The organism is Nonomuraea terrae, assembly GCF_044465245.1.
In the GTDB taxonomy this organism is placed as follows: domain Bacteria; phylum Actinomycetota; class Actinomycetes; order Streptosporangiales; family Streptosporangiaceae; genus Nonomuraea; species Nonomuraea terrae.
This window is the reverse complement of the sequence record NZ_JBITLL010000003.1, coordinates 245663-272630: the sequence shown is the minus strand read 5'-3', so window position 1 is coordinate 272630 and position 26968 is coordinate 245663. Positions and strand designations below refer to the sequence as shown.

Genomic DNA, 26968 nt, shown 5'->3' with positions numbered 1-26968 from the left:
CCACCACCACCTGCGACAACCTTGAAGGAGCTTGAAGTGTTCACCGGCATCGTCGAAGAGCTGGGTGAGGTCACCGCCGTCGAGAAGCTCAACGACTCCTCCCGCTTCCGGCTGCGCGGCCCCGTCGTCACCGAAGGCGCCGAACACGGCGATTCGATCGCCGTCAACGGCGTCTGCCTCACCGTCGTCGACCTCGGCGACGGCGAGTTCACCGCCGACGTGATGGCCGAGACCCTGGAACGCTCCAGTCTCGGCGCGTTGCGGCCCGGCTCCCGGGTCAACCTGGAGCGGCCCGTGGCCGTCGGCGACCGCCTCGGCGGTCACATCGTCCAGGGCCATGTGGACGCCACGGGCACGATCGTGGAGCGCAAGATCTCCGACAACTGGGAGGTCGTCAAGATCTCGCTGCCCGCCTCGGTGGCCCGCTACGTCGTCGAAAAGGGTTCGATCACCGTCGACGGCGTAAGCCTCACGGTCGTCGATGCCGGGCCGGACTTCTTCACCGTCAGTCTCATCCCCACCACCCTCGCCCTGACCACGCTGGGCATCAAGGGGCCTGGTGACCCGGTCAACCTCGAAGTCGACGTCATCGCGAAGTACGTCGAGCGGCTCCTCACTCCCGGATCCGAGGCGTTCCCGGCCGATGGTGCGGGCAGCTGATCGGCCGAGGCACTCCGTTCTTCTCCGAGCACTCCAACCCGTCAGGACGAATCCATGAACGCGATCACTGAACAGCGTGCCGTCGTCACGCGCCTGTACACGATGTTCGACACAGGGGACGTCGCAGCCCTTGATGAGGTCCTGTCCGCCGACCTGGTCGACCACAACCCGATCCTCGCCGCGGCCTCTCCCGTCGAGGGCATGCGCATGCTGGTCGCCGCCGTCCGTGACGCCTTCACCGGTACGCGCCACGAGGTGGTCTACTACAGCGAGCCCGGGGGCTGGTCGGTCACCCAATGGCGCATGACAGGTACGCACACCGGCGACTGGTTCGGCACCCCGGCCACGGGCCGCTCCGTCTCCTTCGCCGGCATCGACATCATGCGCGTCGTCAACGGCAGGATCACCGAGATGCGGCACGTCGAGGAGCTCTTCCAGCTGCAGCGCCAGATCACCGGTTGACGGCTGCGCTCCGGCCTCTGATCACGGTCAGGACGGGTGGCGCCGGCCACGCACGCCGCCATATCCGCTCAGTGGTCTCGGATTCGAGCTGATACCGCAGGCGCGGTGTCCGACCGGGAGCCGATCCACCGGAACCGGCGAAGGATCCTGTCACCGCGGTGGCCCACCACAACGGCATTCCTGTGGTGGGCCATTCACCGTGGAGCGGGGGCGACACCGCCACTCGGCCCGGCCGGTCCCAGCCCCGCCCGCCACGGTCGCCGAGGATGCGATCCACCTCTTCGGCGGCCGTCGCGCCATGAGGTACACGCCTGTCAGGGGCCCGGATGCGCTGATCAGCGTGCGGTCGGTGCGCGGGCCTCGCCTACGGAGGCGGCGTTGACCCCGGCTCCGGCGTCCGGCCCTGCGGAGCGGCACCGGTGGCCCCTGATCAGCCGCGGCTGGTGCGTTCGTAGTGACGCATGGCCTTGGCGCGGTTGCCGCAGCCGGCCATGGAGCACCAGCGACGCGTGCCGTTTTTCGACACGTCGTAGAAGTGCAGGACACATTCCGCGTTCGCGCAGTGCCTGATGCGTTCGGGCCGATCGGCGAGCAGCCGGAGAAAGTCCTCGAGCGCCACCCACGCCGGCCCCCAGGACGGCAGATCGACCTGCACGTCGGTGGCCGGGCCGCTCGGTCGCAGCGAACGGCGGATCCGGCCGTGAGCGAGCACGGCGTTCGCCGCCTGGAGCGCATCGTCGGTGAAGGCGGGCACGGTGCGGACGAGGCCGTCCAGGGCCGTCCTCGCCTGCAGCAACCGCGCACGCGTGTCTTCGTCGACGGAAGCGACCATGCCGCCCAAGGCTTGGCGCACCGGGGCGGAGCCGAGCCAGACCGCTAGCCCATCGACGCTGTCCAGCAGGTCATGACGGCCGGCGGCGTCGATCCACCGAGTGTTGAGCAGGTCGATCGAGAGCGGCTCACCGGTGAGAGGCCGGGGGTCCGCTGTGGTGTTCGGCGCCACGGGGCTGGTCCTCCAGGGGCTGTACTGCACTGACGCGTCCATTCTAACCGGTCATCTGGAGATCACAGGTTGACGGCCGCAAACCTAACCCCTAAAGTCACTTTCAATGGTTGCGAGAGCGCCTCGCGGCCTCGACCAAGGACATGTGATGACTTTGAGCACGATCAAGAAGCTGGTGACCGGGCACGTCGGTCTGAATGTCACCGATCTCGACCGCTCGCTCGCCTTCTACCGCCAGGTCTTCGACTTCGAGGTCATGGCCGAAGGCACCGAGAGCGACCGCCGCTGGGCCTTCCTCGGAAGGGACGACCACCTGCTGGTCACCCTGTGGCAGCAGAGCGAGGGCACGTTCAGCGCGAACACCCCGGGCCTGCACCACCTGTCGTTCCAGGTCGACACCATCGAGGAGGTCAATGCGGCAGCGGAAGTGGTGCGCGGCCTGGGCGCCGAGTTCGCCTACGACGGCGTGGTCCCGCACGGCGAGAACGGCGTCTCCGGAGGCATCTACTTCACCGACCCCGACGGCACCCGCCTGGAGATCTACGCGCCCACCGGCGCGGACCCTGCCGCTGCTCCCGTCTCCGGCGCTCCGACCTGCGGATTCTTCTAAAAGATCCGGTTTTTTGAAGAGATCAGCGGCCACGCGGCCGCACGACTGACGGAAGAGAGGATCGCCGTGGCCACCTACCACAGCGGGGAAATCGCGGTACAGGACCGTGCCGAGCTCAGCGACCAGGCGCGCTTCTCCCTCGGCGGTATCGGTGAGGCCATACCGGAGGTGGCCGCGGCGTTCCTCGCCGAGCAGCCGATGATCGTGGTCGGCGGGGGGGACGCCACGGGCCGGGTCTGGGCGAGTCAGCTGACCGGCCCGCCGGGGTTCCTCCGCACGCCCACACCCCGGGTCCTCACCGTCGACGCGCTTCCGCTGCCCGGTGACCCCCTTGCAGACGTCCTGGCCGGACATCGGCGATCCGTCCAGGTGGGCATGATCGCTGTCGAACCCGCCACCCGGCGCCGGATGCGCGTCAACGGCCGCGCCGTCACCGGGCACGGTGGCCTGCGCGTCGACATCGATCAGGTCATCGCGAACTGCCCCAAGTACCTGCAGAAGCGGAACTATCGCTTCCTCGAGTTCGACGCCGAACCGGCTCCCACCCGCACCGTCACCGACGGCGCGGCACTCAGCGTCGCCCAGCAGCAGACCGTTCGCGCGGCGGACACCTTCTTCATCGCCACCACGTCCGACCGTGGAGACGCGGACGCCTCACACCGGGGCGGTAACCCCGGCTTCGTCCAGGTGCTCTCTCCCACCTTGCTCCGCTGGCCCGACTACGTGGGGAACGCCATGTTCCTGACGCTGGGCAACCTGGCTCTCAACCCCGCCGCCGGCATCGTTTTCCCAGGCTGGGAAACGGGTTCCGCCCTGCACCTCACGGGAACGGCCCGCACACTGTGGGATCAGGCGCGGACCGCGCGGATCCCCGGAGCTCAACGCCTGGTGGAGTTCTCGATCGAAGCGGTGCGGGAGATCTCCGCCGCGAGCCCCCTGCGATGGAGCGCCCCCGGCTACTCCCGATTCAACCCGCCGGTGCGCTGAGCGCTCCCGCCTCGACGCGCCGTCCCTCTCGACCCCGTGATGGAGCCACCCAGTGCAGATCACCGTGGACATGAACGTCTGCGAAAGCCACGGACAGTGCGTCTTCGCCGCGCCCGAAGTCTTCTCCTTCGACGACGAGGACTACCTCGTGTACGACGCCGCCCCTCCCGACGCCCTGCGCGACAAGGTGGAGAAGGCCGTGGCGAGCTGTCCCGTCCGCGCCATCACCATCAGCGCCCGGTGAGCGCGACGACCGGGCGGCTGGTGATCGTCGGAGCTTCGCTCGCCGGCCTGCGGGCCGCGCAGGCCCTGCGCGCCGACGGCTTCACCGGCAGCCTCACCATCGTGGGGGAAGAACCCCATTTCCCCTACGACCGGCCGCCGCTGTCCAAACGGACACTGACGGCGGACCTGGTACCGGACAACGCCTTGCCGATGCCGGACGGGCTCGACGCGCGATGGGAGCTCGGCCGGCCGGCCGTCCACCTCGACACACGGAGGAGGACGGTCACCCTCGGCGACGGCACCCGCCTGGCCTACGACGGCGTGCTCATCGCGACCGGCTCGACGGCCCGTGGCTGGCACGACCCGCGCAGGCTTCCGGAAAGAGGCGTCCTCACCCTCCGGACCAGGGACGACGCACTGAGGCTGCGGGCCGAACTCCTCCCGGGGCACAAGCTCGTCGTCGTCGGCGCGGGCTTCCTCGGCGGTGAGATCGCGGCCGCGGCCCGTGCGCGCGGCGTCGACGTCACCCTCGTCGAGGCCGCCGGTCAGCCCCTCGAACGGGCCATCGGAGCGGGCCCCGGCGCGTACGTGGCCGAGCTGCACCGCGGGGCGGGCATCGACCTGCGTACCGGCACCACGGTGGCGGAGTTCCGTGCCACCGGTGGACGTCTCACCGGCGTCCGCCTGTCCGACGACAGCGAGCTGCCCGCGGACGTGGCCGTCCTGGCGCTCGGTGCGGCACCCGCCACCGCCTGGCTGGCCGGCTCCGGCCTCGACATCGGCGACGGCGTGCGCTGTGACATCCACTTGCGCGCCCTGACCGCCGACGGAGCCGTCGTGCCGGGCGTGGTCGCAGCCGGTGATGTCGCCCGTGTACCCCACCGCCTCGCCGGTGGCGCTCCGATCGTCCTCGGCCACTGGTCCAACGCCGTGGAGCAGGGCACCGCGGCCGCGCACACCTTGCTGAAGCCGGACGATCCTCGCCCGTTCACCGGCGTCCCCACCTTCTGGTCCGATCTGCACGACGCCCGGATCCGGTCGGTGGGCCTGCCCGCCTTGGCGGACGAGGTGCGCGTCCACGAGCACGACCTCGCGGGCCGGCATCTGGAGGTCGGCTACCACCGAGCGGGAAAGCTCGTCGGAGCCCTGACCGTCGGCCGTACCGGCAGGCTCACCGCCTACCGGCGCCAGCTGGAACGCGACGCATGCCGCACCCATGAATGACCGCATGAACAGGGAGAAGAACGTGAACGAGGTGACCGTACGGGCCATCGGCGGGCCGACGACCGTCATCGACTACGCGGGCCGGCGGTATGTGGTGGACCCGACCTTCGACGGGCCGGGGAGCTATCGGAACGGTCCGGTCACCGCGACCAAACTGGCCGGCCCGGTCGCCACCCCGGAGGAGCTGGGTCCGGTCGACGTGGTGCTGGTCTCCCACGATCACCACATCGACAATTTTGACGTTTCCGGGCGCGCATACACACGGCAGGCGCCGCGGGTGTTCACGACGGCGGCGGGAGCGGCTCGCCTCGGGTCACCCGCGACGGGGCTCCGGCCGTTCGAACACGCCGAGGTCGGTGACGCGCGCGTCACCGCGGTGCCGGCGCTGCACGGCTCACCGGAGGTGGGTCTGGGCAACGGCCCGGTGGTCGGCTTCGTGCTGGAGGCCGAAGGCCGGCCCACCGTCTACATCAGCGGCGACAACGCCTCGTTGGATGTCGTAGCCGTTGTCGCGGAACGGTTCCCCGCGATCGAGGTCGCGGTCCTGAACGTCGGCGCGGCCAAGATCGCGGTGCGTGGTGACGTGTTCCTCACCTTGACGGCGGATCTGGCCGCCAGGGCGGCGGCCCTGCTCGGCGCTCGCGCGGTCGTCCCGGCGCACCAGGACGGCTGGGCGCACCTCACCCAGGGCGCGGACGACGTGGTACGAGCCTTCGCGGAAGCAGGTTTGCCCGGTGTGCTCGTCGACCTGCGTCCCGGCGATTCCGCGACCTTCTGACGTCTGCTGCGGGCCGGTTCCGGCGGGAGCCACTGCCGGCGGCGCGGTGACCACCGCTTCCGGTTCCCAGGCGTCCGATCCGGCCAGACGTCTCATCCGCCTGAACGAAGCGGCCTGTCAGGTTTGAGCGAATCCGCCGTCGACCGCGAGGTCGATGCCGTTGATGCCGCCGGCGTCGTCCGACGCCAGGAAGGTGACGGCGGCGGCGACCTCGTCCGGCTGGATGTTGCGGCCGGCCGGCATCTGCGCCGCGAGCCGGCCGTAGAACTCGGACACCTTCAGGTCTCCGGCGAGGTTCGCCAGGCCCGGGGTCTCCGTGTAACCGGGGCTGACCGCGTTGACCCGGATGCGCCGGCCGGCGAGCTCCTGGAGCCACGAACGGACGAAATTGCGCCCCGCCGCCTTGGTCGCCGAGTAAACGCTGCGGCCAGGACCGCCCTTCACCCCGTCGGCGGAGGACGTGACGATGATCGAGCCACCGTCGGGGATGAGCGGGAGGGCTTTGGAGACGGTGAGGATCAGCCCCTTGACGTTGATGTCGAGGTGGCGGTCGACGAGGTCCTCGGTGACGGCGTCCAGGCCTTGCGGCTGGGCGATCGAGGCGTTCGCGAAGAGCACGTCGATGCGTCCCCGCGTCTCGCCCACGCGGGCGTAGAGATGGTCGAGGTCGTCGGCCTTGGACACGTCCGCCTGGACGGCGACGACGTCGCCTCCCAGGTCCGCGACGGCCTGGTCGAGCTCGGCCCGGCGCCGGCCGGCGATGACGACCGAGGCGCCTTCCTTGAGGAAACGGCGGGCGGTGGCCAGGCCGATTCCGGTGGACCCTCCGGTGATCACGGCGGTCTTGCCCACGAGCACTCCGGACATGTGTTCTCCCGTCGGTTCCGCCGGCACGCGTGGTGGCGGCGTCGTCGATGTCCGCACGATCTGAGCGGACCGATCGGTCCGGGACCGATCGGTCCCATCATGGACCGGGGCTCGCCGCGAAGTCAAAACGTGTCGGACTGATCGGTCCGCTAGCATGGGCGCAGGAGGTGATCAGAGGTGGCACGTAAGCCGGCGCCCGGCACACGCGAGCGGATTCTCGACACCGCCGCCACGCTGTTCTACGACCACGGCGTGCAGGCGGTGGGGATGCAGCAGATCATCGACCACGCGGAGTGCGGCAAGAACCTGCTCTACCGCGAGTTCTCCAGCAAGACCGAGCTGGTCGCGACGTACCTGGAGCGCGAGCGACAGGCTTTTCTGCGCCGGTGGGAGGAAGCCGGCCGGCGCGCCGGAGACGACCCCTCGGCCCGGTTGATCGCCTTCATGGAGGCGACGGCCCTGAGTGTGCAGTCGCCCGGCTACCGAGGCTGCCCCTTCCGCAACTACCTGGCGGAGGTGGCCGACCACGACGATTTGCCCGGCCGCATCGCGACGGCGTACCTGCTCGACACCCGGGAACGGATCGAGAGCCTCGTCGCCGAGCTGAACGTCGCCGACCCCGTCCTCCTGACGGAGCGGATCTGGCTGATCGTCGAAGGGCTGCACACGGCGGCGGCACATCCGGGCGGCGACCGGGCCGCACAGGTCGCCGTGTCGCTCGTCAAGGAGCTGATCGACCAGGCGGCAGGGGCCTGACCGCGCCGGCGGAAGATCCGACCGCGTACAGGCCCCGGCTGGTCCAGGCCCCTTGGGGGCGGGGCCTAGGTCGCCATGAGGTGCCGGCCTGCCGCACCCGGCGCGTAGCGCAGGTGCTTCTCCAGGCAGACCACGGCACCGTGCTCGCGTCTGTTGGTGAACCGGATGTCGTCGGCGAGCGCCCGCATGATCTGCAGACCGCGCCCGTGCTCGTTGCCCTCCTCGGCCTCGAGCACCTTACGGGGGTCGAAACCGTTGCCCGTGTCGACCACCTTGATGACGCACAGGTGGTCGTGCACCGACGCGCTGACGGTGTAGTCATCGCTGGGGCCCGCGTGTTTGATCACGTTGGAGCACGCCTCGGTGAGCATGAGCTCGATGTCATCGCGGATCTGCGGCTCGACGCCGAGCGAGCGCAACGTGCCGTCCAGCATCTGCCTGATCATCGGGACGCTCGCCGCATCCCTGGGCAGGCGGAGCGCTATCGTAGCCTCCACTGGGCCTCCTCGCCTATCGGATGCGTGTCTGCCTTCTGCCCGTGATGGCCTGTCCCAATCATCTGGTCAAGGCCTGGTGTCAGAAAGCTCCGCATCACGCAGCGTCACGGCTCCAGCAGCCGGGTGGCGACCTCCATCGAGGCCTTGTCGATCTCGTCCTCGCCGAGGTCGTCCATCGGCGTCATCCACTTGCCCGCGTGCAGCGCGAACAACGCCAGCGAGCGGCTGATGCGCTCGGTCGGCGTGGCGCCCGGCTCGTTCATCTCCGCGGTGAGCGCGAGGACGGTCTCGCGCATCCGGGTGACCGTCGGGTGGTCGCGCAGCGCGGTCTGGTTGCGCTCCAGGAAACCGAGCACCTGCGGATGGCGCGACTCCTTGAGGTTGCGGGCGTAGCGGTCGAGCAGCTCCCGCCGCATCTCCGGCGTCTTCGGCCGGCCGCGCGCCCAGTCGAGCAGCTCCCGCACCTCGGCGAGGCGCAACTCGACCAGGCTGGCCACGATGTCGTCCTTGGTCTTGAAGTGATAGTAAAGTGCGGCCTTCGTCACGCCGAGCTCCTCGGCGATCTCCCGGAGCGAGGTCGCTTCATATCCCTGTTCGGTGAAGAGCCTCAGTGCGATCTGCTGGATCCGGGTTCGCGTGTCTTCCCGCACTGTGCACCTGTTCGTCGAGACCGTTAGTGATTCATCCCATTCTATGCTTACCGGTCGGCAGGTAAACGCCCGTGACCACACGGCGGGCGGGCCGGCCGGAAAACCGGAGGCAATGGCATGGGTTTTTCTGGACAATCCCACCATGCATCGCATCAGCCGGCCGCGCCCCGACGACGCCGCGGCCATCCACGAACTCGTCGCGGCCTATGACACCGCGGTCGTCGGCGCCCCCGACCTGACCCTGGACGACGTCGCCGACGAGCTGGCCGCGCCCGGCTTCGACCCCGACAAGGACGGCTGGCTGGCGTACGGCGAGGACGGCCGGCTCGACGGCTGGGCCCGCACGCTCGCCGTCGGCGACAGCGACCTGGTCGAGGCCGAGGTGGTCGTCCGCCCCGGAGCCGAGGGGCCGGCCGGCGACCTGTGGGGGCGCGTGCTCGGCCGCGCCCGCGAGCTGGCCGCCGAGCGCGGCCACGACTGCGTCACCGTCCACATCGACGTCTACGCCACCGACGACGCCAAGCGGGCCATGGCCGCCGAGCACGGCTTCGAGCCCGGCACCAGCTTCCACCGCATGCGCATCGACCACCACGGCGCCGCCCTGCCGCCGGAGCCGCCGGCCGGTCTCACCGTGGACAGCGGCGACGACGAGGACGTGCGGCGCGAGGGCTACCGGGTGCACCAGGAGGGGTTCGCCGACCACTTCGGCTTCGTGCCGACCACGTACGAGCAGTGGCACGCCCGCAGGCAGGCGATGAGCAAGAACGACTGGAGCCAGCTCACGCTGGCCAGGATCGACGGCCGTCCCGCGGGCGTGATCATCGGCAACGACCAGTTCGCCGACGACGAGAAGTGCGGCTACGTGGCCGCGCTGGCCGTGCTGCCGGACTTCCGGGGCAGGGGGCTCGGGCGGTTCCTGCTGCGGCACGCCTTCGCCGCCGACGCGGCCCGGGGCCGCAGGGGCACGATCCTGCACGTCGACTCGGCCAACGCCACCCCCGCGGTCGGCCTGTACGAGTCGGCGGGGATGCGGCGCGTGCTGTCCATCGACGTCTGGCAGCGCCGCATCTGAAACGGCCGAACGTCAGACGCGGTGCCGGGACAGGTGCTCCAGGACCGCCTGGTTGGCCTCCCACCCGTCGGGGAACTTCACCGGCACGCCGAGCTGCACCGGCTCCGCCGACGGGTGGGCGTCCAGCAGCTCGGCGATGCCCGCCCTGGCCACCACCACGCACGCGTGCCGGTGCCGCGAGGCCAGCACGCACAACCGTCCCGACTCCAGGTGGAAGGCCGTGGCGTCGCGGCGGCCCGACAGCGGGTGCAGCACGATCGTCACGTCGTACTCGCGGCCCTGCAGCCGGTTGGCGGTGTCGACGGTGATCTCCGGCGGCAGGCCGGCGGCCCGGATGGCGGCCACCTGGTCGCGGTGGGCCGCGCCGACCGCGATGCGGTCGGCCGTCACCGGCCGCTCGCCCTGCTCGGAGCCCGCCACCGCGCCGCGCTGCAGCAGCCGCTGGGCCAGCAGCGCGACCGCCTGCACGGCCTCGCCGTCGGTCCGCACGGTGTGCCGGTTCGGCAGCTCCAGCAGCGCCCACCCCGACCGGGCCGCCTCCTCCAGCGCCCGGTCGTGCACGGTCCCCATGCCGCCGGCCGTCAGCTCCAGCCACCGGTCACCGGGGCCGGTGCCCGACCGGAACCCGGTGAACGGGTAGAAGGCCTGCGACACCACCGGCGCCGCCGACGCCGGCAGCCGCCACGACACCGGCAGCCGGTGCACCGGCAGGCCGGGATTGTGCCGCAGCAGCACCGACACCGCGCTCTGCAGCGGATCCCACGACAGCCCCGACCACCGGTCGCCGTCGACGATCGAGAACGGATCCAGCTGCCCGGGGTCGCCCACGAACAGCGCCCGCTCGAACAGCCCCGCGATCCGCAGCAGCTTGTCGGAGCGCATCTGGTACGCCTCGTCCACGATCGCCCACGGCCACACCCGCTCGCCGATCCACGCCCATTTGTCGGCCGTGGCGATGACGATGTCGGGGTCGCCGAGGTCCTGGATACGGGTGCCGACCCGGACGGCGGGCAGCTCCAGCATGCGCAGCGGCGGCACGTACCCGCCCGCGGACAGGCGGCCGACGGTCAGATGGGGATGTTTGTCGCAGATCCGCGCCACCAGGTCGTCGACCTGCTCGTTCGTCTGGGCCACGATCATCAGCGGCTCGCCGGTGGCCGCGATGTGGGCGGCCGCGCGCACGACGAGGGTGGACTTGCCCGCGCCGGGCGGGGAGTCGACCACCACGCCGCGATGCCGGGGCAGGTCCGCGAGGACGTTCCTGATGACCTGCTCCGGACTGTCGGTCACGACCACTCCTCCTGCGCGTCCTCGTCGTCGGGGGTGTACTCCTGGGGCGGCCCGCCGTGCGTCCACGGGGTGGCCTCGGACTCGGGCAGCGAGGGGGAGCCCTGGAAGTCGTCGGTCAGCGAGGTGTAGCAGACCCGCTCGCCGACCTCCGGCACGGCCCCTGGAGCGGCCGTCCTGCCGCGGCCCATCCCCTTGGTGATCTTCACGGTGACCAGGCCGTCGTCCGCGGACACCAGCTCCGCCCCCTGCGTGCGGCGCTGCGGAGTGCCGAGCGAGGTGCCGGGCGCCAGGCGTACCGGATCGTCGGTTTTGATCACCACGAGCGGGCGGAGCTTGCGGGAACGGCCCTCGCCCTCGACGTTGTCGGGGACGGTCTCGATCACCTCGCCCGCGAACGCCTCCCCGGTCAGCCGGTACTCGGCCATCACCAGCGGGTCGTCGTAGGCGCGCTGCACGTCGTAGGCGGCCTGGGCGCGTTCCATGCGGGCCAGCTTGGCCGCGGCGGCGACCGCGCCGTCGCGGCGGGCCTGCGGCGGCGTGCCCTCGGCGACGTGCGCCGCCATCCCGCTGAACGAGCCGCGGTCCTGCTCCCACCGCTGCGCCACGCTCGCCCCCTCCGGCAGCCCGGCCAGTAGGTCGACCGCCTGCCACATCAGCCGCCAGGTGGGCTCCAGCTGGGTGCGCAGCGCCTCGGCGACGCGCTCGGGCGACCCGCCCTCGATCGCGGGCGCGAGCACCTCGGCGTCGAAGCCGGGATCGGTCGCGGGCCCGGCGGGCGGCCAGACCAGCGGGTCCTCCGCGTCGTCGCTCGGCCCCGTGGTGATCCAGGACATCAGCGCGGCCAGGTTGGCGTCCTCCAGCGAGCTCTGCCCGCTGGCCCAGTGGCGGCCCAGCTCGTCGGTCGCCGCCAGCATCAGCGACGACCCCGGGTACGCCGCCCGCTCGGCGAAGTACGTCAGCCACCGCCCCAGCAGCGGCACCGACTCCGGCACCGGATAGGGCCCGTCGGTCCGGCGGAACCGCGTCGAGCGGCCGAGCAGCCGGACGAACGCCATGCCGCCCTGGTTCGGCACGATGATCTGCGGCGCGTCGACCGTCCGCTCGTAGGGGTCGGCGTTCCTGCGCTCGACCGTCTCGGTGTCGCCCAGGAACCCCTCGACGTACGGCAGCAGCACCCCGGCCAGCTCCGCGGCCCAGGCGAAGCGCAGGTCGCGGTTGCGCGGCTGGGGCACCACGAGCAGGCGCGGATCGCCGCGGTCGGTGCCGAGCATCGCGGCCAGCGGCGCGGCCGCCTCGCCCGACAGCTTGAGCGGGATGAACACCATCGGCCGCTCCGCCAGATGGCAGTGCCGCACGGTCGCGACGGGCTGCGCGATCCCCTCGTCGAGGGCGCGCAGCCGGGCCAGCGAGGTGAGCAGGCTCATGCCGTCGTCCTCACGTCAGGCACTCCCTGCGCAGGCGCTCGGCGTTGCGGAGCAGGCGGGCGATCTCCTCCTGCCCCTCCGCCGGATCGCGCGTGCCGTCGGCCAGGCCGAGCGCCTCGGCCACCGAGGCGACTCCGCCCAGCTCGTCGCGGACCTGCCGGCCCAGCAGGTCGGAGGCGCCCTCCTGGCGGGCCTCGTCGCGGCAGAAGAAGCACAGGTCGCAGGTCGACAGGCAGTCGGGCGCGTAGCGGGCGGTCGTGCGGCGCAGCGCGTCGGACAGCTCGGCCACCGGACGGGTGGGCCGGCCGTCCTCGTCGGGCCGCAGGTCGAACGTCAGCTCGTCGGGCAGCCCGTCGAGCAGGCGGTCGAGCGTGGTCATCCGGTCGAGCTGGCGGCGCAGCACGGCCAGCTGCTTGCGGACGTCGACCAGCGTCGCGACCGGGCGGTTGGCGAAGTTCTCCGGGCAGACCAGGATCACGTCGTGCGCGACCATCAGCGGGTCGTGCCCCAGCTCCTCCAGCATCGTGCGCAGCGCCAGCACGTAGACCGCGGCCTGCCGCGCCGCCGCGGCCACCGACGACGGGTCGGCCTGTCCGTCGATCACCGGGAACGACTTGATCTCCACGATGCGGAAACGGCCGCCGAGCTGGAACGCCACCACATCGGGCTCCAGGTACGCGGTGTGGCCGGCTATCCGCAGGCTGAGCAGGGGATGGTCGTAGAGCGTGCCGGCGGTGCTCACGGCCTCGCCCGGCCCGGCGGTCTCGGTCGCCGGCGGAGCCGTCGCCCCGGCTCCTGCTTCCGGCGACGGCGCTCCCTCGCCGCCGTCGCGGGCGGCGCGGTCGATCAGCGCCCTGGTGTGCGCGTGGCGCAGGTGGGCGCCGACGTTCTCGACGTCGTGGTAGGCCACCTCGGCGATCGGCAGGCCGAGCAGCTCGCGCAGCATGCGCAGCAGCTCCGCGCACCCGTCGGCCTTGACCAGTGTCTCGAACGCGTTGCCGCGCGTGATCGCGAACGGCGACTGCCCGAACGGGGCGGGGAAGCCCAGGTGGCGGGCGGCGGCGTCCTTGTCGATGCCGGCGCCGTCCATGAGGGCCCGGCGGGAGCAGCCCGGGTTGGCGGCCAGCGCCGCGATCGCGCGGGCGTCGTGCGGCCGCGGCGGCGTCGTGCCCCGCAGCACCTCGAGCCGGCGCACGGGGTCGCCTTCGCGCATCAAGCCGGTCACTTCGCCTTCTCCTTCGTGATCGTGCTCAGCGTAGCGGCGCCGAACAGGCGGGCCGCGTCATCGAGCTGCGCGGCGGCGCGTCGTGCCAGCTCGGCCCGGTCGCGCGTGTCGCGCTCGGCGTGCACCCGCAGCTCGGCTCTGGCCGCGGCGATGACCCGCTCGGGGTCGGGCGGGCCCAGGCCGCCGTCGGTGGCGCCGGGGATGTTCCTCGCCATCCGGATGAGTAACCGCACCGCCCGTTCGTCGCCGCCGCGTTGCCCGGCCACCGCGATGGCGCAGGTGAGGAAATCGACGCGGGGGCTGAGCGGCCCGACCACGCGCCGCTCCAGCGGCCAGGTGCTGAGCGTGAGCAGGCCGCGGGCGGCCGACAGCCGGTCGGTCAGGGCGGCGCACAGGTAGTACGGCCGCCCGAACGGGGAGGACCGGAAGGAGCGCTCCTCGTCCCTGCGCAGGCTGGTGAGCCGGTCGCTGCGCAGCGTGCCGCCGAAGAACGCGTCGCCGACCGCCACGATCAGCCGCGGCTGGGCGGTCGCGCCGAGCAGGCGCAGCCCTTGGTGCACCTGCTCGCGCACGGTGACCAGGGGCAGCGGCTCCCGCTTCGCCGGCGACTGCTCGCCGCTGACGAGCTGGTCCCAGGCACGCTCGGCGCTGCGCAGCTCGGCGCGCAGGACGCGGGCGGTGGCGCCGTCGCGGGCCCGCATCGCCCGGCGTACGGCGGCTCGCAGCCCGTCGATGCGCCGCTCCAGCTCGTCCAGCCGGTCACCCATGGCGGCGAGCGTACCAACAGTCCCACTATTTTCCAGTAATTTCGCAATATCGAGGTATATTTGTAGATCTACGATGTAAAGGCGGGCGCCGCGGCCACCCATGTGCGGTCCTCGGTGAGGAAGCGCTCCAGCCGCAGGCCCTCGGCCTCCAACGCGGCGGCCAGCTCGTCGTCGGTGAGCCGCCTGGAGGAGAACGACTGGGTCCACACCCTCTCGTCGCCCTCGTCGTCCAGGTACGCGTAGCGCATGGTCGCCTGGAAGACCCCCGGCGACACCTCCTCGACGGCCGCCATCGAGATCGAGACGTCGCCGTCGGTGCGGCCCATGCCCGCGTGCCACCGGTCGTGCGCCTCGGCCGGCATCCACTGGACGAGCACGCGGCCGCCGGGCTTGACGTGCCGCGCGCACGTCGCCAGCAGGGCGCGGCGCGTCGGCTCGTGGACGGTGTTCACGAGCTGCGAGGCCAGCATGACGGTGTCGAAGCGGCGCTCCAGCCGCAGGTCCTCGACGCGGCTCAGGACGGTGCGGGCGCCGCGTACGCGGGCGAGCATCTCGGGGGACTCGTCCACGGCCACCACGTCGAAGCCGAGGTCGACGAGCGGGTGGGTCACGCGGCCGACACCCGCGCCCAGCTCCAGGATCGCGCCGCCGGGCGGCGTCACCTGGGCCACGACGCCAGGCTCGTCACCGGCCCGCAGCAGGCTGTAGAAGTCGACCGGGGAACCGTCGGGAGTGATGGGCCCGGGGCCCGTACCGGAGGAACGCATGCCCAGAACCTAACCCGCCGGATCCTCCGCCGCCGCGTGTCCAGGTGACGGGCGGGATAGGAGTGACCGGCGCGCGATCGGGCACATATGTGCGGGTCGAGATCGAGAGATCGGAAGGAGATCCCCCATGGAGCATGCGACAGCGCCGGGCCGGGGCGAGGCGCCGGCCCGCGTCCCCTGCACGCCTCCTGCCGCCGCCGAACTGTTCGAGATCGCCGTCCTGGACACCACCGCCGAGGACGGCCAGGCACGCTGGCACACGATCGGCTGGGGTGTCGACCGGGCGGACGCCCACACCATCGCCGAGTCGTACGTGACGCGCCCGATGTGCCCCTACGCCGCGGCGCAGGTCCGGCACAACGGCCACCTGGTCGGCATCCACCGTCGTCCCACCTGAACCGGCCCACCGCCGAGAGCCCCTCGCGGTGGGTCGGCGGCGCGCTCGGGCGCGCCGCCACGCCGGGGGGCGGGACAAGGCTTCAGCGCTGCATCTGCAGGCTGCGCACCGGGTGGTCGCCCTCGGTCTGCAGCCGGTACTCACGGCCGGACCGCTCGCGGTTGTCGTCGATGATCCGCTCCGAGGGCGCCTTCTCGCCGCCCATGATGGCTTCCTGCATCTTCTCGAACCGCTCGTGGGCCTCCTGCACGTAGCCGGTGCCGAGCGTCGTGTAGTCGATCTGGGTGGCGATGAGCTCGCGGACGTAGGCCTTGTTCGGCTCGAACGTCACCGGCGCGGGCAGCTCCGGCGCGAGCACCTGCTCGGGGTCGCGGCCGTCGTGCTTCTTGAACAGCTCGGCGGCCAGCCGCAGGTGCTCCAGCTCCATGTTGAGGTGCAGCTCCCAGATGTTCTTCACCTTGGGATCACTCTCGGTCTCCATGAACGAGTGGTACAGGTAGCACTCGTTGTACTCGTGGTTGAGCAGCATCTCCCACCAGCTCTCGCCCGGGTCCACGAGGGACTCGTAGTGGGTGACGTGCTCCTCCTCGACCAGGCCGATCTCCTGGTAGAGCTGGCGCGCGATGGGCTCCATGTACATGGGCCCGACGTTCATGTAGAAGTTCATGGTCTGCTGCTCGGCGGCCATGATGGTCAGCGCGTGCAGCTTGCTGATCGGCGCGGTGTTGTTGCGGTCGTACGGCTGGCGCACGTTGTCCATGGGGTCGCGGTGGTGCAGGTACGTCGGCCGCCCCGGCATGACCTCGGTGAGCTGGTCGACGATCTTCTCCGCCTTGCGGTGCTCGATCATCTCGTACAGGTTGGCGTACCGGTAGAGGTGGTCGAAGTCCTCCAGAACGCCGAACTGGTAGGCCTGCTGCAGGTACGGGTCCGGCTCCATGCGGGCGACCCAGGCGGTCAGGTCGACGGCCACCTGCTCGTAGGCGAGCGTGGTCTCCAGCACCGAGGCCAGGCCGGGCAGCAGCCAGTTGACGGTCTTCTGCTGCTGGGCCTCGATGTAGCGCACCCGGGCGAGCTGCTGCTTCAGCTCGGTGTCCGGGCAGTGCCGGGCGAGGTGGTGGCTGAACATGATCGCCTCGACCTCGATGCCGTTCATGGTGATGATCCGGCAGCGGGTGTACGGGTCGGCGTGGTCGGGGTCGATGGGTGTGACGTTCAGCTCGCGCCAGTTGCGCAGCTGCTTGTCCAGCGGGATGCCCCGCTCGCGGAGTGGGTTGAAGGTCATGAATGCGCTCCTTCGCGCTGCTTGTGTGTGCGACGGCGTGCCCTACCCGAGGCTTCCCGGGTCAGTCTCTGGACCCTCTCGCCCGAATGTCCGGACTTGGTAAGGGTCTTGACCGCCGGCCTGTACGCGAGCGTGTGCCGTCGTCTTTCGGGTAGGCCACGCCCGTACCCGATGGAGGGAGCTGACATGACCGCTCAGAGGACGGCGCCGGAGACGATGGGGGAGACCGACGTCATCGACCTGCTCCAGGCCCAGCACGCCATGATCAGGGACCTGTTCGACGAGGTCGAGCAGGCGTCGGCCAAGGACCGCGCCGAGGCGTTCACCCGGCTCGTCCGGCTGCTGGCGGTGCACGAGACGGCCGAGGAGGAGATCGTCCACCCGTACGCCCGCCGCAAGATCGACGGCGGCGACGCGGTGATCGACGACCGTCTCGCCGAGGAGAACGAGGCCAAGGAGCTGCTGAGCCGGATGGACCAGGCCGGTCCCGCCGCCCCCGACTTCATGGAGAACCTCCTGATGCTGCGCGCAGCCGTGGAGGCGCACGCCCGCAGCGAGGAGCGCTACGAGTTCCTGCAGCTGCGCGCCCACACCAGCGAGGCCGAGCGGCGCTCGATGGCCGCCGGGGTCAAGGCGGCCGAGGCCATGGCGCCCACCCATCCGCACCCCGGCACCGAGTCGGCCACCAAGAACCTGCTCGTCGGCACGCCGGTCGCGATGATGGACCGGGTCCGCGACGTGATCCGCCAGACCATGGGCAAGAAACCCTGACGTGGCGGACCGGAACGGCATCGCACTGCCCGGCACGATCCTGGGCGTCGGCCTTGGCGGTTTCGTCGACGGCATCCTGCTCCATCAGGTCCTGCAGTGGCACCACATGCTGAGCAGCACCGACACCGACAACGCCGGCATCCGCTTCTACTCGCCCGACACCGTGCCGGGCCTGCGCATGAACACGCTGTGGGACGGCCTGTTCCACACCGTCACCTGGCTGGCCGTGCTCACCGGGCTCGGCCTGCTCTACGCCCGCGTCACCGGCTCGCGCGGCCGGGTGTGGCGCTCGCGTGCGCTGTGGGGGTGGGCCCTCGTCGGATGGGGGCTGTTCAACCTCGTGGAGGGCGTGGTCGACCACCACCTGCTGGGCATCCACCACGTCCGCACGGGGCCGTACCAGCTCTGGTGGGACCTGGGCTTCCTGCTGCTCGGCGCGATTCTGGTCGCCGCCGGCTGGGCGCTGCAGCGTTCGGCCGGTCCGGTCGACCTGTGCCGTGACCGCGAACCGGCGCCGTGACGCACCACGCTCACGCCTCCGCCGCGGTGCCACCGGTCCTGCTCACGACGCTCCTGGCGGCGGCCGGCTACCTCCTGCTGGCGGTCCGCCTGCGGCGGGACCCGCGGGGGTGGCGCGGCCGCCGTACGGCGTCGTTCGCGGCCGGCGCGGTGCTGGTGGCCGCCGCGGCGGCGGGACCCGTCGCCGCGGCCGCCGCACATGACTTCCGCGCCCACATGCTGCAACACCTGCTCATCGGCATGCTGGCGCCGCTGCTGCTGGTGCTCGGCGCGCCGATGACGCTGCTGCTGCGCTCACTGCCCGCGGCCCGCGCCCGCCGCCTCGGGGCGCTGCTGCGCGGCCGCCCCCTGCACGTCCTCGCCAACCCCGTCACCGCTCTGGTGCTGAGCGTCGGCGGCATGGTCGTCCTGTACTGCACGCCGCTCTACCGGCACACGGCCGGCAACGCCTGGCTGCACGAGGCGGTCCACGCGCATTTCCTGCTGTCCGGCTGCCTGTTCGCGTGGGTGATCGCCGGGCCCGACCCCGCCCCCCGCCGCCCGTCGGTGCCGGCGCGGCTGGTGGTGCTCGGCGTGGCGATCGCGGTGCACGCCGTTCTGTCACAGCTCATGTACGCCGGCCTCCTGGTCGACCTGCCCGTACCGGACGAGCAGCGGCGGGGCGCGGCCGAGATCATGTACTACGGAGGGGACCTCGCCGAGCTGCTGCTCGCCGTGGCCCTGGCCACCGGCTGGCGGCCCCGCCGGGCGCCCGCGCACCCTACGGCCAGGGCGATGGTTACCGGAAAGCCGGTTCGTCATAGGATTTTCGGTTAACGAGAGTTTGCAGGCTCCCCGGCGCTCCGGCACGACGGGCCCGCGACCGGGGATGGAGGCGAAGGCCGTGAGTGTGACCGATGACCGTCCGTCCCGGTGGACTTTCCTGACCCACCATGCCCGCGTGCTGGTGGAGATCGCCCGAGATCCCGAGATCCGCCTGCGCGACATCGCCGCCAGCATCGGCATCACCGAGCGCGCGGTGCAGGGCATCGTCCGCGACCTGTACGAGGCCGGCTACCTCCACCGCGACAAGGTCGGCCGGCGCAACCGCTACAGCCTCAACCTCGACCGCGCGTTCCGCTACCCGACCGAGGCCGGGTTGCCGGTCCGGGTGCTGATCGAGCTCTTCGCCCAGCACGACATGAACCGCAGCGAGGAAGGCTGACCGCGCCGCCTCAGCGCCGCCTCAGCGCCGCTCAGCGCCTCCTCAGCCGGTCTCTGAGCCGGCGGGCAGGCGCAGGGCGATCATCGCCACGTCGTCGTCGGCCTTGCGCGGCAGGAAGCTCAGCAGGTCGTCGCAGAACCTGTCCAGCGGCGCCCGGCACAACGCCGCGGCCCGCTCGCGCAGCCGGTCGAAGCCCTTGTCGAGGTGCTCGCCCGGGCGTTCGACCAGGCCGTCGGTGTAGAGCAGCAGCGTGCTCTCGGGGGGCAGCGGCTCCCGCGCCGACGTGCACGGTCTGTCGTACGGGATGCCGAGCAGCGGGTTGGCCGCGCCCTCCAGGAAACACGTCCTGCCCTCGGCGGTGACCAGCAGCGGCGGCGGGTGCCCGCTGACCGAGTAGTTGAGCGCGTGCCCGCCGGCGCGGCGCTCGACCCGGGCCAGCACGCACGTGGCCGTCTCCTCGGCGTAGAGGGTCTTCATCGCGGCGTTCAGCCGGGCCAGGATGTGGCCGGGCGGCTCCTGACGGTCGACGACCAGGGCCCTGAGCATGTTGCGCAGCTGGCCCATCGCGACGGCGGCCCGCAGGTCGTGGCCCGCGACGTCGCCGATGGCCAGCACGGTGGCCCCGTCGGGCAGCACGAACGAGTCGTACCAGTCGCCGCCCACCTCCGCGGCGGTCGGGCTGGCCCGGTAGCGGGCGGTGATCTGCAGGCCGGGCACGCGCGGCGGCTCCGCCAGCAGGCTGTGCTGCAGCGCCAGCGCGATGCGGTGGGTGCGCTGGAAGCGCATCGCGCTGTTCAGCCGGTCGTGCATCTGGTCGATCATCTCGCGCAGCAGGGCCAGGTCGCTCTGGCCGATCGGCGGCCGGTCGCCGCAGATGGACGCGGTCACCACGGCGGCGACCGCCCCGTCCACCACGACGGGCACGACCGCGACGCAGTGACCCCGGGTGGTCTCCAGCCACACCCGCGTCCCCCTGGGCACGAGATCCGCCGGAGGCTCTCCCGGAGGGAACGTCTTGCGGAACGGCCGCCGGCGGCGGATGGCGCGCGCCAGCCTGCCGTCCGGCGGATGGCGTTCCTCGCTGAACGGCGGCAGCCGCGGCAGGCCGTCGCGCACGGCGGTCGCCACGCGTTCCAGCAGGAAGTCGCCGCCGCGCGAGAGGTCCTCGGACAGGTCGATCACCCAGTGGAAGCCGCAGCCGTCGGCGAGCTCCGGCACGATGACGTTCGCGAGCGCGTTCAGCATCTCGTCCACGCTCGTCAGGTCGGACGTCGCCGCGGCGGCGGAGTCGAGCAGCCGCCTGCGGCGCTGCCCCTGCCACTGGTCCTCGATGTCGCTGGCCGTGCCGACCCACTCCACCAGGTGGCCGTCCTCCCGCACCGGGACGCCGCGCGCCAGGAAATGGCGGTAGCCGCCGTCCTCCGTGCGCAGGCGGTAGACGCGTTCCCACGGCGTTTCCGGGTCGTTGATCGTGCGTGCCCAGGACTCGATCGTGAGCGGGCGGTCGTCGGGGTGGAGGGCGTCCAGCCAGCCCGCACCGCGGTACTCCTCCCACGTCTGGCCGGTCACCCGCTCCCACCCGGGGCTCGGGACGATCACCTTGCCCTCGGGGTCGGTCACCCAGATGGCGTCCGCGCTGACGCGCATCAGGCTGTGGTAGCGGCGCAGGATGCGGCGCCGCTCGTCGGCGACCTCCTGCAGCCGCCGCGCCACCTCGACCTGCTCGGTCACCTCCATGAACACGGCCAGCACACCGTGCGCGCCGCCGTCGAAGGAGATCCGGGACAGGCTGAAGGTGAAGTACCGCTCGCCGCCGGTCGGGCCGGTCAGCGTGTCGGGGACGGGCGCGCCCGTGCGGACCACCGGCGCGCCCGTCGTGTACACCGCGTCGAACAGGAGCAGGTGCTCGCGCTCGGCGAGCCCGGGGAACGCCGTCCTGAGCGGCGACCCGATGACGCAGTCGCCGAACAGCGTCCGGTACGTCGCGTTCGTGTACACCAGCCGGTGGTCGGGGCCCCTGGTCACCGCGATGGCCACCGGCGCCGGGTCGAGCACCTCGAACGCCAGCCCGCTGATGCCCTCGTCGTGGACGTCGTGCATGGCGGCTTCCCCCGAGTTGCGGCCTTTCGCCGGGACGGGAAATCCCCGTGCAACGAGTCTCGCACGCAGAGTCGCCGCAGGTCACAGCGGGGTTACCCGCCGTGCTCGACGATCCACTCCGAGACGGCGGCGGCGATGGCGGCGGGCTGATCCTCCGGGGTGTGGTGGCCGGCGACGGCGTCGTGCTCGGCGATCTCCAGGGACGCCATGGTGGCCGCGCACCAGGCGATCGTCTCCGGTGTCCACATCGTGCCCGGCCCGGGGCGGAAGCCGATCAGCAGCTTGGGGACCTCCGGGCTTGCCGCCGCCCACCGGCCGAACTCCTCCATCCTGGCCACGACGTCGGCGGGCTGCCCGCCCAGCGGCAGCGACCGGGCCCAGCGCAGCAGCGGAACCCGGCTCTCTCGCGTCGGGTACGGCCGCAGGTACGCCGCCACGTCCTGCTCGGCGAGCGGCGTCGCCATGGTGGCGGGCAGCCCCTGACGGAGGTGGTCCTCGCCGTCGAGGATCATCGTCTCGCTCACGCCCTCCGTCTTGATCGCCCGGAACGTCTCCCGGCCGCCCTCGGGGAGCTCCTCCCAGCTCATCGGCTTGACGACGGCCTCGGTGAAGGCGATCCCGCGCACCCGGCCCGGGTGGCGGGCGGCCCAGTCGAAGGCCAGGGCGCCGCCCCAGTCGTGCCCGACGAGCACCACGTCCTCCAGGCCGAGGGCGTCGAACCAGGCGTCGAGGTAGCGCGCGTGGTCGGCGAACGAGTAGCCGATCGCGGGTTTGCCGGACGCGCCCATGCCGATCAGGTCGGGGGCCAGGCGGCGGCCGTGCGCGACGGCGGGCATGACCTCGCGCCACAGGTGGGAGGAGGTGGGGTTGCCGTGCAGGAAGACGACGGGAGCGCCGGAGCCGAGCTCCCGGTGGGCCATGGTGGAGCCGAGCACGTGCCGGATGTGCATGAAGGTCCTCAGTTAGTTGGCTGACTTAGTTGGGTGACCATAGCGGGCGGGGCGGTCGGCTGTCTATAGTCAGTCAGGTGACTGACTCAAAGCGGGCGGGGAAGCGGGAGCGGCTGGCGGGGGCCGCCGTACGGGTGCTCCACGAGCAGGGGGTCGAGAAGACGACGCTCGCCGACATCGCGCGCGCGGCCGACGTCCCGGTGGGCAACGTCTACTACTACTTCAAGACCAAGGACCAGCTCATCGAGGCCGCCATCGACTCCCACGCCCGCGAGCTGGAGTCGCTCATCGTCGCCCTGGAGCCGCTGGCCACCCCCCAGGAACGGCTGAAGGCGCTGCTGCGCGGCTGGGTGGAGCAGCGCGACCTCACCGCCCGGCACGGCTGCCCCACCGGCAGCCTCGCCTCCGAGCTCGACAAACGCGGCGACGGCCTCGACCGGGCCGTCGCCGGCGTCATGGCGCGGCTGCTCGACTGGGCGGAGGGCCAGTTCGCGGCCATGGGACGCGACGACGCGCGTGAGCTCGCCGTCGCCCTGCTGGCGGCGTACCAGGGCGCGGCGCTGCTGACCAACACCTTCCGCGACCCCGGCCTCATGGAGGCGGAGGGACGCCGCCTCGAACGCTGGATCGACACCCTCGCCTGAGCCGACGGAAAACCGGTGGAGCCGTACGCGGCGCCGGGCTAACGTGAGGACACGAAGGCCCAGGACAGCGGCGCACCGGCATCGCCGGAGAGCGTTCCGCGCATCGGGGCCATTCCTGGCAAGGTCTTACCAGACCCGAGGTTCGACTCCTCTTGGGGCGGCCCCCGGGCGATCGCACACGACGGCGAGGCCCTGCGGACTCCCGCCCGCCCCCGGGCGGCCCGGGGAGGTCCCCGCCGCGCCGCCGGCGGTCCCCGGGGGCCGTCTTCTTCCCGCCCCGACGGAGGTACGCAGTGGCACACGTGACCGTGATGGAGTGGCAGCGCGTCCTGATGTACGTGGACGGGCGGCTGCGCCGCGTCCTGGAGCCGGGCCGGCACCGTCACCGCGCCCGGCGCACGACCCTGCTCACCGTCGACCTGCGGCCCCGGCTGCTCAACGTGCCCGGCCAGGAGGTCCTCACCTCCGACGGCGTCAGCGTCCGGGTCACCGTGACGGCGCGGTGGAAGATCGCCGACGTCGTCGCCTTCACCGGCGCCGCCGCCGCGCCCGAGCAGTTCCTGTACGCGACCCTCCAGGACGCCGTCCGTGAGCGGGTCTCCGGCCTGACGCTGGAGGCGGCGCTCGCCGACCGGTCCGCGCTGTCCGACGGGCTGACGGAGCCGGTCCAGGCGGCGGTCACGGAGCTCGGCATCGAGGTCTCCGACGTCCGCGTACGCGACCTCATGCTGCCCGGCGAGCTGCGGCGGGCCGCCATGGACGCCGTGGTCGCGCGCGAGCGCGGCAAGGCGGCGCTGGAGGAGGCGCGGGCCGAGGCGGCGGCGCTGCGCTCGCTGGCCAACACCGCGCGCCTGATCGAGGAGCACCCTGCCCTGCTGCGGCTGCGTACGCTCCAGGTCGCCGCCGACCGCCAGACCACGCTCGTCCTCGACCCGCGCGCGGGCGAGGGCTGACCCGGCCCGGGTGCCTGCGAACCCCCGGGCCGGGCGTCTTCACGGGGCGTCTCCTGCAGGCGTCCTTTACGGAGCGATGCCGACGCCGCCGCGCCGGGCCCACGCCCGCTCCTGCGCCGCCGTCAGCGCCGGCCAGTGGCGGGCGCCCGGACGCGGCAGCACCCGCGAGGCGTAGTCACCCGGGACGAACGCGGGATCGAAGAAGCAGCCCGTGCCGTAGGCCGCGTCGAACGTCGGGCAGGACGCCGCCACCGACGCGGGCGTGGGCTTGTCACCGGTGCGCACCCACGACGACAACGCCGACATCACGGCGGCGTACTCCGCGGTGCTCAGCTCGCTGTGCTCGCTCTCCCGGGTGAACGTCTGCACCAGCCGGCCGCCGGCGCCCGCGCCCCGCAGGCTGGCCCGGTAGGCCGACTCGTGCTCGACGAACGCCGTGGGGTCGTCGATCGCGTGCATGGTCAGCACCGGGATCGGCACCGCGCCCGTGACGTCGCTGTCGAACGACAGGTCCCGCACCGCCGACGGGTCGGCCGAGAACCGCTCGACCCCGGCGTTCAGCGCCTCGTCGTCGTGCGAGCCGGTGTAGCGGATGGTCTGGTTGCCGAACGGGTTCCGGCCGCCGAGCCGGTTGTGCACGATGTCGCGGAAGGTGAAGGTGGCGAAGCGCAGGTGGGACTCGAGGGTCCGCTCGGGGATCTTCGTCACCGCGAGGATGTCGTCCAGGTTGCGCTGCTGCTCCGCCGTACGCTCCGCGGGCGGCAGGTCGTAGCCGGTGCACTCGCGCAGCCGCGCGCGCAGGCCGGTCGTCGTCATCGTCGAGTCCTCGCGCAGGCCCATCCAGAGCGGATACCGCGGCTCCGACGGGCGCGGGTGGTTGCGGCAGTAGTACTGGTAGACCACCCGCAGGTCCACCCGGTAGTCGTAGCCGCGGGTGGCGCCCGCCAGCACGCCGTTGGTGAGCAGCACCCCGTCGTAGCGCCGGCCGTAGATCTCGGCGACCTTGGCGGCGACGTTCCCGCCCCAGGACTGGCCGTGCGCGAACGTCAGCTTCGGCTCGCCGAACGTCTTCACGAACAGCCGCCGCAGGTTCTCGGTGTCCTCGGCGGCCATCCGGGTGCCGTAGCCGCCGCGGCGGTAGGCCGAGCCGGCCCAGGCGTACCCCTCGCGGACCATCACCGACCAGCGGGCCAGGTCTTCGGGGCTGCGCTCGGGGTCGGAGGACTCGGTGAGGTCCGGGCCGCCGTGGGCGTGCACGACCAGGGAGCCGTTCCAGTCGCGCGGGACGGCGATCGTGTAGTAGGCGCCGTTCGCGTCCTGCCCGCCGTAGCAGGTGGCCTGGTCGGCCAGCTCGGCCGGGCAGGGCGCGACCTCGGGGCCCGTCGCCGCGCTCGCGGACGCGGCGGGCGCCATCAGCATGGGCGCGATGAGCGCGGACGCCATGATCACGGAGCCCGCCGCGGCGCGCCGGCGGAACGGGGATCTGAGGGGAGTGCGGGGGATGCGGCCAGGGGCCTGGCTGATGTCCACGGAAGTGGTCCTCCTTCGTCACGCCGCGCCTCACTGCGACGCGGCCCCCCGATCGTAGGAAGGAAGATCTGTTAAGCGAATGTTTCGTCGATTCTGTTCATCATTCGTGGCCGGAACACGCCGTGGGGGCCGCCGACACGATCGGCGGCCCCCACTACCCGGTTACGTCCCGCGAGGAGAACGGGTCAGCCCCAGCTCACACACCTGACCGTGTGCTCCCTCCGCGCGACAGCCCCATACCCGACATACGGTGATGAAACGGGGCGTAGTTCGCGGGATCGCGAGCCCGGATCCCGGGTAGGGGGAGGGGTTCGGAAGGGAGGATGCCATGCGCCACAACGGTCTGCGGACGGCGGTCCTGCTCGGCGCCCTGTCCGCCTTGATCATCCTGGTCGGCTGGTGGCTCGGGGGCGGCGCGGGGATCCAGATCGCCGTGCTCGTCGCGCTCGTGAGCAACGCCGTCGCGTACTTCTTCTCCGACAAGATCGCGCTGTCGTCCATGCGCGCCCAGCCGGTCGGCCCGGGGGAGTGGCCGGCCCTGCACCGGATGGTGAGCGAGCTGTCGGCGCAGGCGGGGCAGCCCATGCCGCGGCTGTACGTCGCACCGACCATGCAGCCCAACGCCTTCGCCACCGGGCGCGACCCGCGGCACGCCGCGGTCTGCGTCACGTACGGGATCAGCCGGCTGCTCGACGAGCGCGAGCTGCGCGCGGTCATCGGGCACGAGCTGTCGCACGTCTACAACCGCGACATCCTGATCTCGTCCGTGGCGGGCGCCCTGGCCACGATGATCACGTATCTGGCGTACATGGTGGGGTTCTTCGGCGGCGGTGGCAGTGACGACGACGGGCCCGGCGTCCTCGGCGCGCTGCTGATGATGCTGCTCGGGCCGGTGGCCGCCGCGCTGATCCAGATGGCGATCTCGCGGGCGCGGGAGTACCAGGCCGACGAGTCGGGCGCCCGGCTGACGGGAGACCCGCTGGGGCTGGCGAGCGCGCTGCGGAAGATCGACGCGGGCACCCGACAGCTCCCGCTGCCGGAGAACGGCCGGCTCTCCTCGACGTCGCACCTCATGATCGCCAATCCGTTCCGGGGCGGCGGCCTCGGGCGGCTGTTCTCCACGCACCCGCCCATCGCCGACCGGATCGCGCGCCTGCAGGAGCTGGCCGCCCACCCCCGCTGACATCAGGGCCCGAACATCGGCCGCGGCGGGCGACCGGAGGAGGGCGCCCGCTCATCCGCCTCTCGTGCGCCCCTGACTGATCCCCCCGGGAGAACCGAGGAAAATCGGAGGGAAAAATTTCTGGGAGTGTGTCCTTCTCGGTCCGTCCCGTTCGTGGACAGGGCGACG

At 71.9% G+C, this 26968-nt stretch carries 30 protein-coding genes; 17 read left to right on the top strand and 13 right to left on the bottom strand.

Annotation, left to right across the window (positions count from 1 at the left end):
• The first annotated feature begins 36 nt into the window (after window positions 1–36).
• Together ACIBP6_RS13765 and ACIBP6_RS13760 are read left to right on the top strand one after the other, a co-directional pair.
• A complete protein-coding gene (locus ACIBP6_RS13765) occupies window positions 37–660 on the top strand; it encodes a riboflavin synthase (protein ID WP_397051975.1) in 624 nt (207 codons plus the stop codon).
• Between the two features lie 54 nt (window positions 661–714).
• Window positions 715–1122 (top strand): ester cyclase, encoded by a 408-nt coding sequence (locus ACIBP6_RS13760; protein WP_397051973.1) that lies wholly within the window; start codon window positions 715–717, stop codon window positions 1120–1122.
• Window positions 1123–1552: 430 nt separating this feature from the next.
• On the opposite strand, the gene ACIBP6_RS13755 is transcribed toward ACIBP6_RS13760, so the two are convergent.
• Entirely contained in the window at window positions 1553–2125 is a 573-nt protein-coding gene (locus ACIBP6_RS13755; protein WP_397051971.1) for a CGNR zinc finger domain-containing protein, read from the bottom strand.
• Between the two features lie 148 nt (window positions 2126–2273).
• Between ACIBP6_RS13755 and ACIBP6_RS13750 the strand changes: the two genes are divergently transcribed.
• From ACIBP6_RS13750 to ACIBP6_RS13730, 5 genes are all read left to right on the top strand, one after another.
• Window positions 2274–2735, top strand: a complete 462-nt coding sequence (locus tag ACIBP6_RS13750) for a VOC family protein (protein WP_397051969.1) — start codon at window positions 2274–2276, stop codon at window positions 2733–2735.
• Between the two features lie 66 nt (window positions 2736–2801).
• Window positions 2802–3722, top strand: coding sequence for a pyridoxamine 5'-phosphate oxidase family protein (locus ACIBP6_RS13745; RefSeq protein WP_397051967.1), 921 nt, complete (start codon window positions 2802–2804; stop codon window positions 3720–3722).
• Between the two features lie 52 nt (window positions 3723–3774).
• Window positions 3775–3966 (top strand): ferredoxin, encoded by a 192-nt coding sequence (locus ACIBP6_RS13740; RefSeq protein ID WP_132608877.1) that lies wholly within the window; start codon window positions 3775–3777, stop codon window positions 3964–3966.
• The gene (locus tag ACIBP6_RS13735) at window positions 3963–5171 is read left to right on the top strand and encodes an NAD(P)/FAD-dependent oxidoreductase (RefSeq protein ID WP_397051965.1); all 1209 of its coding nucleotides are present in this window, start codon (window positions 3963–3965) and stop codon (window positions 5169–5171) included. Before ACIBP6_RS13740 ends, ACIBP6_RS13735 begins: the two co-directional genes overlap by 4 nt.
• Before the next feature lie 4 nt (window positions 5172–5175).
• The gene (locus ACIBP6_RS13730; protein ID WP_397051963.1) at window positions 5176–5949 is read left to right on the top strand and encodes an MBL fold metallo-hydrolase; all 774 of its coding nucleotides are present in this window, start codon (window positions 5176–5178) and stop codon (window positions 5947–5949) included.
• Window positions 5950–6066: 117 nt separating this feature from the next.
• On the opposite strand, the gene ACIBP6_RS13725 is transcribed toward ACIBP6_RS13730, so the two are convergent.
• A complete protein-coding gene (locus ACIBP6_RS13725; RefSeq protein WP_397051961.1) occupies window positions 6067–6816 on the bottom strand; it encodes an SDR family NAD(P)-dependent oxidoreductase in 750 nt (249 codons plus the stop codon).
• Between the two features lie 177 nt (window positions 6817–6993).
• On the opposite strand from ACIBP6_RS13725, the gene ACIBP6_RS13720 reads away from it, so the two are divergent.
• Window positions 6994–7572: a TetR/AcrR family transcriptional regulator gene (locus ACIBP6_RS13720; RefSeq protein ID WP_397051959.1), complete on the top strand. Its 579-nt coding sequence runs from the start codon at window positions 6994–6996 to the stop codon at window positions 7570–7572.
• Window positions 7573–7637: 65 nt separating this feature from the next.
• Here the strand turns inward: ACIBP6_RS13720 and ACIBP6_RS13715 are convergent, their stop codons facing one another.
• Together ACIBP6_RS13715 and ACIBP6_RS13710 are read right to left on the bottom strand one after the other, a co-directional pair.
• Entirely contained in the window at window positions 7638–8069 is a 432-nt protein-coding gene (locus ACIBP6_RS13715; RefSeq protein WP_132608878.1) for an ATP-binding protein, read from the bottom strand.
• 104 nt (window positions 8070–8173) lie between these two features.
• Window positions 8174–8719, bottom strand: coding sequence for a TetR/AcrR family transcriptional regulator (locus ACIBP6_RS13710; RefSeq protein WP_397051957.1), 546 nt, complete (start codon window positions 8717–8719; stop codon window positions 8174–8176).
• A 142-nt stretch (window positions 8720–8861) separates the two neighbouring features.
• On the opposite strand from ACIBP6_RS13710, the gene ACIBP6_RS13705 reads away from it, so the two are divergent.
• Entirely contained in the window at window positions 8862–9791 is a 930-nt protein-coding gene (locus tag ACIBP6_RS13705; protein WP_397051955.1) for a GNAT family N-acetyltransferase, read from the top strand.
• 12 nt (window positions 9792–9803) lie between these two features.
• On the opposite strand, the gene ACIBP6_RS13700 is transcribed toward ACIBP6_RS13705, so the two are convergent.
• The 5 genes from ACIBP6_RS13700 to ACIBP6_RS13680 all read right to left on the bottom strand — a co-directional run bounded on the left by ACIBP6_RS13700 (window position 9804) and on the right by ACIBP6_RS13680 (window position 15264).
• Window positions 9804–11081: an AAA family ATPase gene (locus ACIBP6_RS13700; protein WP_397051953.1), complete on the bottom strand. Its 1278-nt coding sequence runs from the start codon at window positions 11079–11081 to the stop codon at window positions 9804–9806.
• Window positions 11078–12505, bottom strand: coding sequence for a hypothetical protein (locus tag ACIBP6_RS13695; protein ID WP_397051951.1), 1428 nt, complete (start codon window positions 12503–12505; stop codon window positions 11078–11080). The genes ACIBP6_RS13700 and ACIBP6_RS13695 overlap by 4 nt, the downstream gene beginning before the upstream one ends.
• 10 nt (window positions 12506–12515) lie before the next feature.
• A complete protein-coding gene (locus ACIBP6_RS13690) occupies window positions 12516–13730 on the bottom strand; it encodes a hypothetical protein (protein ID WP_397051949.1) in 1215 nt (404 codons plus the stop codon).
• Window positions 13727–14497, bottom strand: coding sequence for a hypothetical protein (locus ACIBP6_RS13685; RefSeq protein ID WP_397051947.1), 771 nt, complete (start codon window positions 14495–14497; stop codon window positions 13727–13729). The genes ACIBP6_RS13690 and ACIBP6_RS13685 overlap by 4 nt, the downstream gene beginning before the upstream one ends.
• A 68-nt stretch (window positions 14498–14565) precedes the next feature.
• Entirely contained in the window at window positions 14566–15264 is a 699-nt protein-coding gene (locus tag ACIBP6_RS13680; protein WP_397051945.1) for a class I SAM-dependent methyltransferase, read from the bottom strand.
• Window positions 15265–15391: 127 nt separating this feature from the next.
• Here ACIBP6_RS13680 and ACIBP6_RS13675 point away from each other — a divergent pair, with 127 nt between their 5' ends.
• Window positions 15392–15661, top strand: a complete 270-nt coding sequence (locus ACIBP6_RS13675; RefSeq protein ID WP_132608886.1) for a hypothetical protein — start codon at window positions 15392–15394, stop codon at window positions 15659–15661.
• Window positions 15662–15743: 82 nt separating this feature from the next.
• Here ACIBP6_RS13675 and ACIBP6_RS13670 read toward each other — a convergent pair whose 3' ends face one another.
• Entirely contained in the window at window positions 15744–16946 is a 1203-nt protein-coding gene (locus ACIBP6_RS13670) for a hypothetical protein (RefSeq protein WP_397051943.1), read from the bottom strand.
• A gap of 186 nt (window positions 16947–17132) precedes the next feature.
• On the opposite strand from ACIBP6_RS13670, the gene ACIBP6_RS13665 reads away from it, so the two are divergent.
• The 4 genes from ACIBP6_RS13665 (at window position 17133) to ACIBP6_RS13650 (ending at window position 19440) form a co-directional block, all read left to right on the top strand.
• Window positions 17133–17717 (top strand): hemerythrin domain-containing protein, encoded by a 585-nt coding sequence (locus ACIBP6_RS13665; protein ID WP_397051941.1) that lies wholly within the window; start codon window positions 17133–17135, stop codon window positions 17715–17717.
• Window position 17718: 1 nt separating this feature from the next.
• Window positions 17719–18237: a DUF2243 domain-containing protein gene (locus tag ACIBP6_RS13660; protein WP_397051939.1), complete on the top strand. Its 519-nt coding sequence runs from the start codon at window positions 17719–17721 to the stop codon at window positions 18235–18237.
• Complete coding sequence (locus ACIBP6_RS13655) at window positions 18234–19052, top strand: cytochrome c oxidase assembly protein (protein WP_397051937.1); 819 nt, start codon at window positions 18234–18236, stop codon at window positions 19050–19052. Before ACIBP6_RS13660 ends, ACIBP6_RS13655 begins: the two co-directional genes overlap by 4 nt.
• Before the next feature lie 67 nt (window positions 19053–19119).
• Window positions 19120–19440, top strand: coding sequence for a MarR family transcriptional regulator (locus ACIBP6_RS13650; RefSeq protein WP_397051935.1), 321 nt, complete (start codon window positions 19120–19122; stop codon window positions 19438–19440).
• 42 nt (window positions 19441–19482) lie between these two features.
• On the opposite strand, the gene ACIBP6_RS13645 is transcribed toward ACIBP6_RS13650, so the two are convergent.
• Together ACIBP6_RS13645 and ACIBP6_RS13640 are read right to left on the bottom strand one after the other, a co-directional pair.
• The gene (locus ACIBP6_RS13645; RefSeq protein WP_397051933.1) at window positions 19483–21540 is read right to left on the bottom strand and encodes a SpoIIE family protein phosphatase; all 2058 of its coding nucleotides are present in this window, start codon (window positions 21538–21540) and stop codon (window positions 19483–19485) included.
• 92 nt (window positions 21541–21632) lie between these two features.
• Entirely contained in the window at window positions 21633–22490 is an 858-nt protein-coding gene (locus tag ACIBP6_RS13640; protein WP_397051931.1) for a haloalkane dehalogenase, read from the bottom strand.
• A gap of 77 nt (window positions 22491–22567) precedes the next feature.
• Here ACIBP6_RS13640 and ACIBP6_RS13635 point away from each other — a divergent pair, with 77 nt between their 5' ends.
• Together ACIBP6_RS13635 and ACIBP6_RS13630 are read left to right on the top strand one after the other, a co-directional pair.
• The gene (locus ACIBP6_RS13635) at window positions 22568–23134 is read left to right on the top strand and encodes a TetR/AcrR family transcriptional regulator (RefSeq protein WP_397051929.1); all 567 of its coding nucleotides are present in this window, start codon (window positions 22568–22570) and stop codon (window positions 23132–23134) included.
• A gap of 293 nt (window positions 23135–23427) precedes the next feature.
• Entirely contained in the window at window positions 23428–24087 is a 660-nt protein-coding gene (locus tag ACIBP6_RS13630) for a slipin family protein (RefSeq protein WP_397051927.1), read from the top strand.
• A 66-nt stretch (window positions 24088–24153) separates the two neighbouring features.
• Here ACIBP6_RS13630 and ACIBP6_RS13625 read toward each other — a convergent pair whose 3' ends face one another.
• The gene (locus tag ACIBP6_RS13625) at window positions 24154–25617 is read right to left on the bottom strand and encodes a DUF6351 family protein (protein WP_397051925.1); all 1464 of its coding nucleotides are present in this window, start codon (window positions 25615–25617) and stop codon (window positions 24154–24156) included.
• A gap of 328 nt (window positions 25618–25945) precedes the next feature.
• On the opposite strand from ACIBP6_RS13625, the gene htpX reads away from it, so the two are divergent.
• Window positions 25946–26800, top strand: a complete 855-nt coding sequence (htpX, locus tag ACIBP6_RS13620; protein ID WP_397051923.1) for a zinc metalloprotease HtpX — start codon at window positions 25946–25948, stop codon at window positions 26798–26800.
• The last annotated feature ends 168 nt before the right edge of the window (window positions 26801–26968 follow it).